The 12,304-nt window shown below is 73.4% G+C and carries 15 protein-coding genes; 12 read left to right on the top strand and 3 right to left on the bottom strand.

Annotated features, from left to right (window positions below; genetic code table 11):
- Positions 1-17: 17 nt before the first annotated feature.
- The 10 genes from BJ983_RS03475 to BJ983_RS03525 all read left to right on the top strand — a co-directional run bounded on the left by BJ983_RS03475 (position 18) and on the right by BJ983_RS03525 (position 7,749).
- Positions 18-701, top strand: coding sequence for a GntR family transcriptional regulator (locus BJ983_RS03475; protein WP_179792531.1), 684 nt, complete (start codon positions 18-20; stop codon positions 699-701).
- A gap of 115 nt (positions 702-816) precedes the next feature.
- A complete protein-coding gene (locus BJ983_RS03480; protein ID WP_179792532.1) occupies positions 817-2,103 on the top strand; it encodes an MFS transporter in 1,287 nt (428 codons plus the stop codon).
- A gap of 2 nt (positions 2,104-2,105) precedes the next feature.
- Complete coding sequence (locus tag BJ983_RS03485; RefSeq protein ID WP_179792533.1) at positions 2,106-2,420, top strand: UGSC family (seleno)protein; 315 nt, start codon at positions 2,106-2,108, stop codon at positions 2,418-2,420.
- Positions 2,421-2,429: 9 nt separating this feature from the next.
- Complete coding sequence (locus BJ983_RS03490) at positions 2,430-3,806, top strand: UGSC family (seleno)protein (RefSeq protein WP_425484738.1); 1,377 nt, start codon at positions 2,430-2,432, stop codon at positions 3,804-3,806.
- Positions 3,803-4,645 carry an NAD(P)/FAD-dependent oxidoreductase gene (locus BJ983_RS03495; protein ID WP_179792535.1) on the top strand — a complete coding sequence of 281 codons (843 nt, stop codon included), beginning with the start codon at positions 3,803-3,805 and terminating at the stop codon, positions 4,643-4,645. Before BJ983_RS03490 ends, BJ983_RS03495 begins: the two co-directional genes overlap by 4 nt.
- Positions 4,646-4,656: 11 nt before the next feature.
- The gene (locus tag BJ983_RS32680) at positions 4,657-5,193 is read left to right on the top strand and encodes a UGSC family (seleno)protein (protein WP_425484739.1); all 537 of its coding nucleotides are present in this window, start codon (positions 4,657-4,659) and stop codon (positions 5,191-5,193) included.
- Positions 5,190-6,200, top strand: a complete 1,011-nt coding sequence (locus BJ983_RS03510) for a hypothetical protein (protein WP_179792537.1) — start codon at positions 5,190-5,192, stop codon at positions 6,198-6,200. The genes BJ983_RS32680 and BJ983_RS03510 overlap by 4 nt, the downstream gene beginning before the upstream one ends.
- A 29-nt stretch (positions 6,201-6,229) precedes the next feature.
- The gene (locus BJ983_RS03515) at positions 6,230-7,117 is read left to right on the top strand and encodes a hypothetical protein (RefSeq protein WP_218890084.1); all 888 of its coding nucleotides are present in this window, start codon (positions 6,230-6,232) and stop codon (positions 7,115-7,117) included.
- A gap of 27 nt (positions 7,118-7,144) precedes the next feature.
- Positions 7,145-7,387 (top strand): AbrB/MazE/SpoVT family DNA-binding domain-containing protein, encoded by a 243-nt coding sequence (locus BJ983_RS03520; protein ID WP_179792539.1) that lies wholly within the window; start codon positions 7,145-7,147, stop codon positions 7,385-7,387.
- Positions 7,384-7,749: a PIN domain-containing protein gene (locus tag BJ983_RS03525; protein ID WP_179792540.1), complete on the top strand. Its 366-nt coding sequence runs from the start codon at positions 7,384-7,386 to the stop codon at positions 7,747-7,749. Before BJ983_RS03520 ends, BJ983_RS03525 begins: the two co-directional genes overlap by 4 nt.
- Before the next feature lie 50 nt (positions 7,750-7,799).
- On the opposite strand, the gene BJ983_RS03530 is transcribed toward BJ983_RS03525, so the two are convergent.
- Positions 7,800-8,243 carry a GNAT family N-acetyltransferase gene (locus BJ983_RS03530; protein WP_218890086.1) on the bottom strand — a complete coding sequence of 148 codons (444 nt, stop codon included), beginning with the start codon at positions 8,241-8,243 and terminating at the stop codon, positions 7,800-7,802.
- The gene (locus BJ983_RS03535) at positions 8,240-8,650 is read right to left on the bottom strand and encodes a MarR family winged helix-turn-helix transcriptional regulator (RefSeq protein WP_179792541.1); all 411 of its coding nucleotides are present in this window, start codon (positions 8,648-8,650) and stop codon (positions 8,240-8,242) included. Before BJ983_RS03535 ends, BJ983_RS03530 begins: the two co-directional genes overlap by 4 nt.
- A gap of 76 nt (positions 8,651-8,726) precedes the next feature.
- Between BJ983_RS03535 and BJ983_RS03540 the strand changes: the two genes are divergently transcribed.
- Positions 8,727-9,653 (top strand): alpha/beta hydrolase, encoded by a 927-nt coding sequence (locus BJ983_RS03540; RefSeq protein ID WP_179792542.1) that lies wholly within the window; start codon positions 8,727-8,729, stop codon positions 9,651-9,653.
- Positions 9,654-9,934: 281 nt separating this feature from the next.
- On the top strand, positions 9,935-11,302 hold the full coding sequence (locus tag BJ983_RS03545; RefSeq protein WP_179792543.1) for a sigma-70 family RNA polymerase sigma factor: 1,368 nt from the start codon (positions 9,935-9,937) through the stop codon (positions 11,300-11,302).
- 243 nt (positions 11,303-11,545) lie between these two features.
- On the opposite strand, the gene BJ983_RS03550 is transcribed toward BJ983_RS03545, so the two are convergent.
- Positions 11,546-12,076: a DUF1097 family protein gene (locus tag BJ983_RS03550; protein ID WP_179792544.1), complete on the bottom strand. Its 531-nt coding sequence runs from the start codon at positions 12,074-12,076 to the stop codon at positions 11,546-11,548.
- Between the last annotated feature and the right edge of the window lie 228 nt (positions 12,077-12,304).

Consider the following 12,304-nt stretch of genomic DNA (forward strand, 5'->3'; position numbering starts at 1 on the left):
GTCGCGGGAGGTGGCGCATGGGCGGGGTCGCACCGGACACCGCGCGGCGGGTCACGAGCGTCGCGCGCGTCATCGACGAGCTGCGGGTCATGCTGCGCACCCGAGAGCTGGTCCCCGGCCAGCAGGTGCGCCAGGAGTCCCTCGCCGCCCGCCTCGGCGTCAGTCGCATCCCGGTGCGCGAGGCACTGAAGTCGCTCGAGGCCGAGGGCGTGATGCGTCACGAGCCGCACGTCGGCTACACCGTCGCCCGGCTCTCCGCCGACGAGCTCGCGCAGGTCTACCTCATGCGCCGCGCCCTCGAGACCGAGGTCCTGCGGGCCCTCCCGCGGCTGCGACCCGACCAGATCGCCGAGCTGACCAGCCTCAACGAGGCGATCGTCGCCGACGTCGACCGCACCGACGTGGCCGCCATCGTCGCCGGCAACCGTGCCTTCCACTTCACGATGTTCGGGTTCTCCGGGCTCGACCTCGTGGTCGGCGAGATCGACCGGCTCTGGACCCGCAGCGAGCCCTACCGGACCGTGCACCTCTACGACGCGGCCGGCCGCAAGCGGGTGGTCCGCGAGCACCGCAGGATGATCACCGCGCTGCGCCGGGGGGACACCGAGGGCCTCGTCGAGCTGATGAACGCGCACCGCGACATCACCGTGACCGACCTGCACGCCGCCCTCGGGCTGCCGAACCTGGCCCCGCCGTCGTAGACGGAATTGCATCCAATCCACTCTGGACGTGGCGCGTGTGACCCACCTAACCTCGCGTCCCGGGTGAGGTCGCCGCGCCGGAGCGTCGGTCCGCCCTCCCTCCGGGAGGCGCAACATGACGACGGAGCAACCAGCGGGAGCTCTGGCCGACCGGGTCGCCCCGCCCGAGTACACGCCCGGCGAACGGCACCGGATCCTCGGCGCGGCCTGCCTCGGCTGGGGCATGGAGTACTTCGACTTCATGCTCCCGACGCTCCTGGCGCCGCTGATCATGGCGCACTTCGGGGTGTCGGCCGGTGTCTTCAGCATCGCGATCGTCGGCCAGCTCATCGGCTCGGCGGTCGGCGGGCTGGTCTTCGGCTGGCTCGGTGACCGCTACGGGCGCCGTCGGACCCTGATCTGGTCGATCATGATCTACTCGATCGCGACCGGCCTGGTCTTCTTCGCCCCGACCTTCGCCGTCTTCGTCGTCCTGCGGATCGTCGCCGGGATCGGGACGGGCGGGGAGTGGGCCGTCGGGTTCGCGTGGCTCAACGAGGCGTGGTCGCCGAAGCGCCGCGGGCTCGGCGGCGGGCTGGTGCAGTCGTCGCTCTGGCCCGCGTACGCGCTGGCGATCCTCGTGTCGCAGCTCGTGCCCGACTGGCGTTACGCCTTCCTCGTCGGCGTGCTCCCCGCCCTCGCCTGCGTGTGGATCCGGTACGCCTGCCGCGAGTCGCGCCAGTGGGAGGAGCTGCAGGCCCGCAAGGCCACCGGACGGCTCTCCGCCGACCTCGCCCGCACCGCCGCCCGCTCGCCCTGGCGCCAGCTCGTCGCCCGCGACAGCCTGCCCTTCGTCGGGCTCGGGCTGCTCGTCGCGTTCGGTGGGCAGTGGGTGCCGTACACGGCGACGACGTGGATGCCCTCGCTGCTCAAGACCGACCTCGGCTTCTCCACCGGCGACGCGAGCACCGTCCTCTACATCGCCTCGGCCATCTCCTTCGTCGGCTTCATCCTCGCGGGCTGGCTCTCGGACCTGCTCGGACGACGCCGGGTGTTCGTCGCGTTCGCCGGGCTCCAGACGATCGTGTTCGCGGTGATGCTGACGATCGCCGTCGGTGGGGGAGCGCTCGGCAGCTTCGTCTGGCTGTACCTGCTCTCCAGCCTCTTCCTCGGCTACTTCGGCATCTTCGGGGTCTGGTTCGGCGAGCTGTTCCCCACGCGTATCCGGTCGCTCGGCTCGGCCGCGGCCTACAACATCGGCCGCGGTCTCTCGGGCATCGGCACGCTCATCGGCGGCATCGTCGCCACCACGTCCGGCTACGGCATCGCGGTCGGCATCGCGGTGTTCGGCGCCGCGATCGTCACGGTCGCGGCCCTGTTCCTGCGCGACCGGTCCGGTCGCGTCATCACGGCGGAGGAGTGACGGTGGAACCGCAGTACGAGGCGATGTGGCCCCTGGCGCCGCGCGTGACCGGCGACGTCACCGAGCACGAGCGGCCCACCGAGCTCGCGGGCGCGCGGGTGGCCTACCTGTGGGACGAGCTCTTCCGCGGCCCCGAGATGTTCGAGGTGATCTCCGAGGTCGCCCGCGAACGGCACGGCGACGTCGAGTTCGTCGGCTGGGAGGAGTTCGGCAACTTCCATGCGTCGGCCGCCGAGGAGCGTCGCGTCCTCGAGGCCCTGCCCGAGCTGCTGCGCTCCCACCGCGTCGACCTCGTGGTCGCCGCGGTGGGTGCTTGAGGCTCCTGCATGCCTGCCGTGATGCGGGCAGCGGCCACCGCCGAGCGCGCCGGGGTCCCGGCCGTGGCGATCGGCGGAGCGGGGTTCGAGGGCATGGGACGCGCGATCGGGCGCTCCCTCGGCGTGCCCCACGTCCCGATCGTCAGCTACCCGGGCGTGATTCTCACCGACGACACCGCCACCTTCCGGACGAAGATGCGGGACCAGGTGGCACCGGCCGTCGTCGACGCGCTGGTGGCCGGCTCCACGACGACGACCGAGGCGGCGCCCGAGCGCGATCCACGTCCCACCGACGTCGTCGTGACGGGTGACCTCGACGCGGTCACCGACCACTTCGAGGCACGCGGCTGGACCGACGGGCTCCCGATCGTGCCGCCAACCCCGGACCGGGTCGCGGCCTTCCTCGCCCGCACTCGCCGCGACCCCGACGAGGTGCTGGGCGTCCTCGCCCCCGAGCAGCGGCAGGCGACGGTGCGCAGCGTTGCGGTCACCGGAGTGATGGCGGGGTGCCGGCCCGAGCACATGCCGGTGCTCGTCGCCGTCGTCGAGTGTCTGGCCGACCCGGTGTGGCGGGTGCAGGACGCCGGGTCGACCCCTGGCTGGGAGCCCCTCGTGGTGCTGTCCGGTCCGGTGGTCGAGCGCCTCGACTTCAACAGCGGCACCGGCGTGATGCGCGTGGGTCGCCGGGCCAACACCTCGGTGGGCCGCTTCACCCGGCTCTACCTGCGCAACGTCGCGGGCCTGCGGATCCCGCCCGAGCACACCGACCAGGGCGCGATCGCGTCGACCTTCCAGGTGGCGCTCGCCGAGAACGACCGGGCCGTCGTCGAGCTCGGCTGGCCCTCCTTCCGCCGCGACCGCGGGTTCGCCGAGGACGAGTCGGTGGTCACCGTGCAGAGCGTCGTCACGGTGAGCGCGCCCATCTACTCCGGCGGCGAGACCGTGCGCGACCACCTCGACGCGCTCACCCGCGGGATGGCCGACGCGATCGGACCGTGGGCCTACACCGGGCTCGAGTTCGGCGCGTTCCACCCGCTGGTCGTCCTCGGCCCCGCGGTCGCCGCCGTTCTCGCCCGGGGCGGGGTGGACAAGGCGGCGGTGCGGGCGCACCTGGGGGAGCACCTCGTGGTCACGGCCTCCGCGTTGCAGCGCTGCGCGTGGAACGTGGGGTCGACGAGCTTCGACCTCGACGCCAAGGTGGCCTCCGGGGAGCTCGACGCCCGGTACGCCGGCACCGACCCCGACCGGCTCGTGCCCATGCTCGCCCGGGCGGGCGACCTCGGGATCGTCCTGGCCGGCAACGAGAGCCGCAACCAGTCCCGCGGCTTCGTCCAGAACCACGTCCAGGGAGTGCCCGTGAGCCGTCGGATCGAGGATCTGTCATGACCTGGGACGTCGCCGTGGTGGGCGCCGGGATCGCGGGACTGACTGCCGCGCGGGTGTGCGCCGAGCAGGGGTTGAGCACCGTCGCGTACGACATGCTCGCCCCTGGCGGACGCCTCATCTCCCTCGGTGCGGTCTCGGCGTGGCCGGGTGGTGCGGTGCAGGGCCCGGAGTTCGCGGGCGCCCTGCTCGACGAGGCGATGGGCGCCGGCGTCGAGATCGCCTACGGCGAGGTCACCGGGCTCACGCCGGGCCGGCCCGTGTCGCTGGAGACGATGGACGGGCCGGTCGCCGCGCGGGCGGTCGTCGTCGCGACGGGTCTCGCTCCCGACGACGCCGCCCTGCAGGACGCGCAGGACTGGGTCGGCCGGGGGCTGTCCGAGTGCGCCTCGTGCGACGGGCCGCTCTACGCCGGGAAGAAGGTCGTCGTCCTCGGGGGCGACGAGTGGTCGGCGTCCGAGGCCCTCGAGCTCGCCGCCGTCGCCGCGCACGTGACGGTCGTGGCCCCGCGGACCTCGTGGTCGGCGGCCGCCGAGCGCGCAGTGGCGGCGTCACCGACCGTCGAGGTGCGTCGCGGCGCCACGGCCACGGCCCTCGAGGGGGCCTCGGCGCTCGCCGCCGTGGCCCTCGACGACGGCAGCACCGTCGAGGCCGCCGGGGTGTTCCTCGCCGAGGCGAACCGCCCCCGGCGCGCCCTGGCCGACGCGGCCGCCGGCGACCCCTACGTCCTGCTGGCCGGCGACGTCACCGGCGCCGCCGGGACCCCCACCCTGCTGGCCGCTGCGGCCGACGGTCGCCGGGCCGGCCTCGCCGTCATCGACCTGCTCGCCACCGGACACTGAGGAGACCCGTCATGCGCATCGTCGACCCCACCTCCGGGCTCGGGCCCGCCGATCTCACCGACCTCGCCGAGCTCCCCGCCCCGTCGTCGGGAACGGGCGTGCTCTGCGGGTTGTCGAACTCCAAGCCGGGAGCCACCGTGCTCCTCGAGACCCTGGGACGGAGGTTCTTCGAGCAGCACGGGCTCGGGCCGATGACCGTCGCGTCGAAGCCCAGCGCCGCCTCCGGGGCCGAGGAGGAGCTGCTCGACCACCTCGGCGCGCAGTACCGGCTCGCGGTCGTGGCGATCGGTGATTGAGGCTCCTGCTCGTCGTGGAGTCTCCACGACTCGCTGGAGCTCGAGCGCCGTGGCGTCCGCTCCGTCCTCGTCGTCACCCGCTCCTTCCTCCCGCTCGTCCAGGCGCAGGCCCGGGCGCGGAAGGCCGACCCGCGTCTCGTCGTGATCGACCATCCGATCGGCGGGCTCTCCGACGTCGAGCTGGCGGGCCGGATCGACGCGGCGTTCGACGGCGTCCTCGAGACCTTCCGGACGATGGAGGTGCTGCCGTGACCGACACCCTCGACGTGCCCGACACCGCCGTCTGGGAGGACTGGACCGACGAGCGCGGCTGGGGCGACGGGCTGCCCACCGTCGCGCCGACCGAGGAGCGCGTCGAGGCCATGCTCGCCGCGCTGCCCGACGGGGCCGGCGACGGCCTGGCGGCGCTGCCGCCGAGCGGGGTGACACCGACCCTGCGGTCCGTCGCGGCCAACGCCGTGATGGCGGGCTGTCGGCCCGGCGTGCTCCCGCTGCTGCTCGCCGCGCTGGAGGGGGTGACGACCCCCGGCTACAACCTGCACGGCTCGCTCGCCACCACCCACCCGTGCGCGCCGATGGTGCTCGTCTCCGGCGCCGCCCGGGCCGGGTTCCACGGCGGCGGCAACTGCTTCGGTCCCGGCAACCGCAACAACGCCACGCTCGGTCGGGCCCTCTCGCTCGTGCTCCTGCACGTCGGGGGCGCGCAGCCGGGGACGCTCGACCGGTCGACCCAGGGTTCGCCCGCCAAGTACACGTTCTGCTTCGCCGAGTCCGACGAGAGCCCGTGGCCCGGGCTCGACGTGCAGCGCGGGTTCGGTCCGGACAACGGAGTCGTGTCGGTGATGGCCGCGGAGCCGCCGCATAACGTCAACGACCACGGCAGCACGACCGGGCTCGGGATCCTGACGACGGTGGCCGGGACCATGGCCGAGACCGGGTCGAACAACGTCTACGTCCGCGGCCCGCACCTGCTCGTCCTGGGGCCCGAGCACGCCGCGACGCTGCACCGGGACGGATGGGACGTGGCTTCTGTGCGTGAGCACCTCTGGCGGGAGGCGCGCATCCCGGTGGAGAAGATCTCGCCGGGGAACCGGGAGCAGTTCGTCGAGTGGGGCGTGAAGCCCGAGGGCGACTCCTACACGGTGAGCACCGGCCCCGAGCAGCTCCACGTGGTGGTCGCCGGGGGAGCGGGGAAGCACTCGGCGTGGATCCCGTCGTTCGGGGCGACGGAGCTGGTGTCGGTGCGGGTGCGTCGGTGATCTTCTCCCCGCTACCGGCCGGGACGTCGGTGGAGGCAGCGACCCACGACCTGCTGGCTCTCGGGGTGGGGGACGGGCTGCCCGTCGTCCCGCCGACGGCCGAGCGGTGGGAGGCGATGCTCGACGGGGTCCCGTCGCCCGACGCGGTGCTGGGCCTGGTGCCACCGCTCTTCGGCGAGCTCTCCGCACGGGCCGTGGCCGGGTGCTGCGTGCTCGCCGGGTGCCGACCCGGTGTCGTGCCGGTGGTGCTGACGGCGGCGCTGGCGGCCCTGGAGCCCGAGTTCAACCTGCTCGGGGTCCAGACGACCACGGGGACCCCGGCCGTCGGACTGATCGTCCACGGACCCGCCGTCGCGGAGCTCGGGCTGTCGTCGTCCACCGGCATGCTCGGGCCCGGGCCGCACGCGAACGGGGTGGTGGGGCGGGCGCTCGCGCTGACCCTCGCGTCGGTCGGGGGCGTGACCACAGAGGTGACGAGCATGGCCACCACCGCTCAACCGGCTCGCTACGGGTTCTGCCTGGCCGCGCCCGGTCCGGACGACGCCGTGACCGTGTTCGCCCTCGCCGGCACCGCCGAGGTCGTCCCCCGCGACGACCTCCCCGCGTCGGACGACGTCCTCGACCCCCTCGCCGACGCGCTCACCGCTCCCGCGCACGCGGGCGGGGGCCTCGACCGGTTGGCCGCCTGCGAACAGACGGTCGTCCTCCCACCCGAGATCGCCCGACGTCTGGACGGCCTGGCGGTGCCGGAGGAGCTCTTCGCCCGCGGGACTGCGCGGCTCGGGTTTCCGGTCTCGGCGGGGCCGGAGGCGTTGCGGGTGGTGGAGGCGGGCGGCCCCGGCGCGAAGATGCTGCACCTGCCGGGGTGGATGGGCGGCTCGCGCGGGGTGACCCGGAGGCTCCGATCAGTGGGATGAGGAGAATGGCGTTGGTACCGTCGTTCCATGAGTGGGACGTATGCGGTGTCGATGGGGGATCGCGGCCGACTCGTGGTTCCCGCCGAGCTGCGGGAGCGCTTCGGGTTGGCCGCTGGTTCTCCGTTGCTTCTCGTCGAGACCGCGATGGGCATCGTCGTGACGACGCGCGAGCGGGCCCGCGACCTGGTGCGCCGCCAGTTGCAGGGGGACGACCTCGTCGACGAACTCGTCGATGAACGCCGTGCTGCAGCCGCCGAGGACGACCGGTGAACCTCTTCGACTCCTCCGCGTTGCTGTGCTTCCTGCAGGGGGAGACGGGCGCCGACCGTGTCGAGGAGGTCCTGTCCGGCGGAGGCCGTTGCAGCGTGGTCAACTGGTCGGAGACATCGCAGAAGGTGCGGTCGCGGGCCGCGGACTGGTCGCTCGCGCGGGGCGTCCTGCAGAGTTACGGGGTGCTCGTCGAGCCGGTGTCGGTCGAGGATGCCGAGCTCGCTGCCCAGCTGTGGCGCGCCGGCAGCGGGTTGTCCCTCGCCGACCGCATCTGTCTGGCGACGGCCGAACGGCTCGACGCGACGGTGTGGACCGCGGACGCGGCCTGGGGCACGGACGGGCGCGTGCGCCAGGTGCGCTGAGAGTCCGGGCCACGAGGCTGCGGCGTGCGGGAGAGCCCGGCGTCGGGGCGTCACAGCGCCTTCTTCAGGAAGTACTTCGCGTGCCCGGGCGGGTAGTCGGCGATCTCGCCGAACACCTCGTAGCCGTGCGCCTCGTAGAAGGGGCGGGCCTGGAAGCTGTAGGTGTCCAGCCAGACGCCCCGGCATTCCCGACGACGGGCCTCGTCCTCCGCCGCGCGGAGGAGTGCGGAGCCGAGTCCGGTGCCGCGCCGGGACCCGTCGACCCACAGCTGCTGGACGAACAGCCACGAGAAGTGCGTGTAGCCCGCGATACCGCCGACGAGCCCGTCGTCGTGGACGAAGATCGCCAGGGTGCGGTAGCCGTCGTCCGCCCGCGTCGGGGTGCTGTCGCGCAGGGCGTCCTTCAGGGCGGTCAGGTCCTCGGGCCGCGGGTCGTCGGTGATCTCGAGCGCGCGGTGGTCCACCGGGTCGATGCTGTCAGCCGGGCCGGTCACGGATCGACCAGGTCCGCGAGGATGCGCTGCAGCTCCTGACGGTCGCGCGGGTCGATGCGCGTCAGGCGGCGGTCGAACTCGGTGGCCAGCGCCGCGAGTGCCCGGTCCCGGGTCGTCCGACCCGTGGGCGTGAGGACGAGACGGTGTCGCCGCAGGTCGGTGTCGTCGATCTCGCGGTGCACGAACCCCTTGGCGACGAGGTTCCGCACGTACACCGTCATGCTCGCCTTCGGGACGACGAGCCGGGCCGCGAGTTCGGCCGGGTAGGGCACGGCCTCGACCTCGGCGAGCACGAAGAACTCCTTCGTGTCGAGGCCGAGCTCCGCCAGCTCCTCCGCGCAGCCGTCCAGCACCGTCGTCAGCAGGCGGTGGTTCAACGTCCACAGCTGCGCGGCGTCGTGGGACATGACTCTCCTGATGGTACCGTTTCGTACTAGTACGAAGATGTACTAATGGTTCGTGCGACAGCGAGAGGACCTCATGATGATCGAGCCCCTCACGATCCCGCGCGGGCCGATCGAGCTCGCGGCCGACCTCCACCTGCCCGCCCCGCGCGACGAGGCCGCGCCGCTGCCCGCCGTCGTGCTGTCGACCCCGGGCAGCAGCGTGAAGGAGCAGATCGGCGCGAACTACGCGTCCCGGCTCGCCGCCGCCGGCTTCGCTGCGCTCGTGTTCGACCCGGCCCACCAGGGCCGCAGCGGCGGCGAGCCCCGCGACCTCGAGGACCCCTACCGCCGCGGCGAGGACATCTCCTACGCCATCGACGTGCTCGACACCCTGCCCGGCATCGACCCGGAACGGATCGGCGTCCTCGGGGTGTGCGCCGGCGGCGGCTACGCGGTCCACACGGCGCGTACCGACCACCGCATCCGGGCGGTCGGCACCGTCGTCCCGGGCGACATGGGGACCTCGTTCCGTGCGTTCCAGTCGGGCGGGCCGGTCGCGGGGCTGGAAGCCCTGGCGAAGGTGCGCCGCGCCGAGAACCAGGCGAAGGCGCTCGACCGGGTCACCTGGCTGCCCGACACGTTCGCCGAGGCCGCAGAGCTCGGTCTCACCGACATCGACACCACCCAGGCCATCACCTACTACCGCACCGCGCGCGGCCGCCACGAGAACTCCACGAACCTCCGGCTCACCCGCAGCGACCCCTTGCTGGTGGGCTACGACCCGTTCCACCTGGTCGACCGGCTCCTGACCCAACCGCTGCAGGTCGTGCTCGCCGGACGCCGTGGGAACACCGGGTCCTACGAGTCCGGGATGCGGCTGTGGGAACTCGCGCCGAACCCCGTCGACCTGCTCGTGATCGAGGGCGCGGGTCACTACGAGATGTACGACGAGCCCGCCTACGTCGACGCCGCCGTGGCCCGGCTCGCCGCCTTCTACTCCGAGTACCTCCGGGGCGACGGCTAGACGCCACTGGGCCGAACCGGTGAACCCGACCAGGTTCGCCGAAAAAAAGCGTGATCGCGGGCCGCCGCGCGTCCACTCCCTCGCGTGCGCGTCCGCCGTGTCCCGCCCCGAGGGACCGGACGAGTCGCCGGGCCGGTACCGGGGGGAACCGGCTCGCCTCGTCCCGGCGCCGGCTCCGTCGCCCTGCGCGGCGGCGGAGCCGGTCGCGCGCGAAACAGTCACCGCGCCCGGATCGATGATCGACGCGGAGCGGGGGGCTCCGACGGACACCCGGGGGACACGTGAGCACCGAGACCGATTCACAGCCGTTGCCGCTCGGCTGGGTCGAGCCGCTGATCACGGTGCCGTTCGCCCGCCGGGAGGTCCTTCCCGACGGCGAGCTCGTCGCGGCCGCGCTCGCGCGTCCCGCCGCGCTGGGCGCGGTGTACGACCGCTACGGCGACGCGCTGTTCCGCTTCTGTCTCGGGCTGCTGCGTGATCGGGACGCGGCCGCCGACTGCGTCCAGGAGGTCTTCCACACCGCCGCCACCCGGCTCCACCAGCTCCGGGACCGGTCCGCGCTCCGCGCCTGGCTCTTCGCGATCGCCCGGCACGAGGTGTCGCGACGACGGCGACGGGACGGCCGGGAGCTCGCCTCGGACGACCTGCCCGACCGTCCCGACCCCGCCGCCGACCCCACGGTCCGCGCCGGGCAACGGGAGCTCGCGGAACTGATGGGGGAGGCGTCGCGCGGCCTGCCCGACCGCGACCGCGCCGCCCTGGCGATGCACTACCACCAGGACCTCGACGGCCCCGAGATCGCGGCGGCCCTCGGGCTGAGCCTGACCAGCACGACCACCCTGCTCCACCGCGCCCGCGCGACCTTCGAGCGCAGCCTCGCCGCCCTCGTACTCGCCCGCCGCGCCCGGGCCGGTCGGTCGCGCTGCCCGGAGCTCACGGCGCTCGTGGCCGCGTGGGACGGGACGGTCACCGTGCTGTGGCGCAAGCGGGTCGCGCGGCACATCGACTACTGCCCGACCTGCACCGCCGACCGCGCCGACGCCGTCAACCCGCAGACGCTCCTGGGCGCCGTGCCGGTGGTGATCCCGATGCCGGTCTGGCTGCGCGCCGCGAGCCTCCAGCACGTCGCGCTCGCTGTGCCGGCGCGGGGCGTGCGGTCGTGGTGGCCGCCGGCTGCTCGGGCGGGCGTCCTCGGCGGGTTCTCCTCGGGCGGGCTCGCGACCCTCGCGCTCGCCGCCGCCGTCCCCGTCGCCGGTCTCCTCGCGGCGGGCGCGGCGCCCCTGGGTTCGGTCGTCGGTGGCGGGCCCGTCACCACGGAGCAGACGCCCGGCGACATCGCGCCTGGCGTCGCCCCGGCCCCGAGCGCGCCCTCGCCCCGCTTCGGGTTCGACATGCCGACCTTCGCCGTCTCCCCGCCCGGCGTGACGGGTCCGGTGCCCCCGCCCGCGGTGCTGCCCCAGCCGTCCGCGGCGCCCCCGGTGGGGTCGGGAGGGACGGTCATCCCGACGACGGGTCCGCCCACCCGCCGCCCGTCGGTCCCGCCGGCAGCGCCCCCACAACAGACCATCGCACCTCCAACGGCGGAGCCCACCGACGACCCGCGGTCCCCGAGCGTCAGCGCGACGCCGGGCGTGGCGCCGGGGAACTGAGGTGGCGGAACCGAATCACCACGACTCGGATGCGCCGGAGGACTTCGACCTCGGGCCGCGGCTCAGACGGCCTCGGCATCCGGCAACTGAGGTGGCGGAACCGAGTCACCACGACTCGGATGCGCCGGAGGACGTCGACCTCGGGCCGCGGCTCAGACGGTCGGGGCGCCCGGAAACCGAGGCGACGGAACCGTGTCCGATGGACACGGTTCCGCCGTTCGGTCCCGATGCTCGAGCCGTCGGTCAGGCGGCCTTGGCCACGGGCGCTGACGCGCTCGACGTGGCGCCCACGAGCTTGCCGACCAGGATGCTGCCGACCCACCCGTAGAGCCCGCCGATCACGAACGACACGAGCATCACGGTGAACGGACCGGTCGCGAACGCGAAGTCGGTGCCCGAGGCACTCGTGAGCAGTCCCCAGCCGACCGTCATGGCGAACGCGATGACGGCGCCGGGCACGAACTCGAGCAGCGGGACGAGGGCGCCGAGGATCAGGATCGCCGTTCCCGCACCCACGACCACCCCGGTGAGAGCGGCCCCCGACACGAGGCTCGCGACGATCAGCGTGATCGTCCCCATCACCACGCCCCAGATGTTCGCGGGCATCGACTTCTTCAGCGCCGGCAGATCGCCTCCGGCCGCGAAATAGCACGCGGCCCCCATGAAGGTCGCCGGGACGAACAGGCCCAGGGCGGCGAGCGGTCCCACGTAGAGCCAGGTCAGGATGCCGCCGACGACACCGACGACGATCGCGAGAGCAACGGGGAGTTTCACGAGGGAGGGCTCCTTCTGACGCAGCCACGCATACGCCGAGTGGCCGAGAAAAGTGCGGTCGACTCGCAGAGTGCAGGGGAGCAACCGGGCGAACAATGCCGATCCGCGGTTGTCACGGCGTGTTTTCCGGACGACATGACTGCGTCATCGATCGGGCCGTTCCTGCGATCCGGGTAACTGCATCGGCGCCGTGGAGAGGTGTGGATGACAGCGCGGTATCCCGCTGAC

It is taken from the genome of Actinomycetospora corticicola, assembly GCF_013409505.1.
In the GTDB taxonomy this organism is placed as follows: domain Bacteria; phylum Actinomycetota; class Actinomycetes; order Mycobacteriales; family Pseudonocardiaceae; genus Actinomycetospora; species Actinomycetospora corticicola.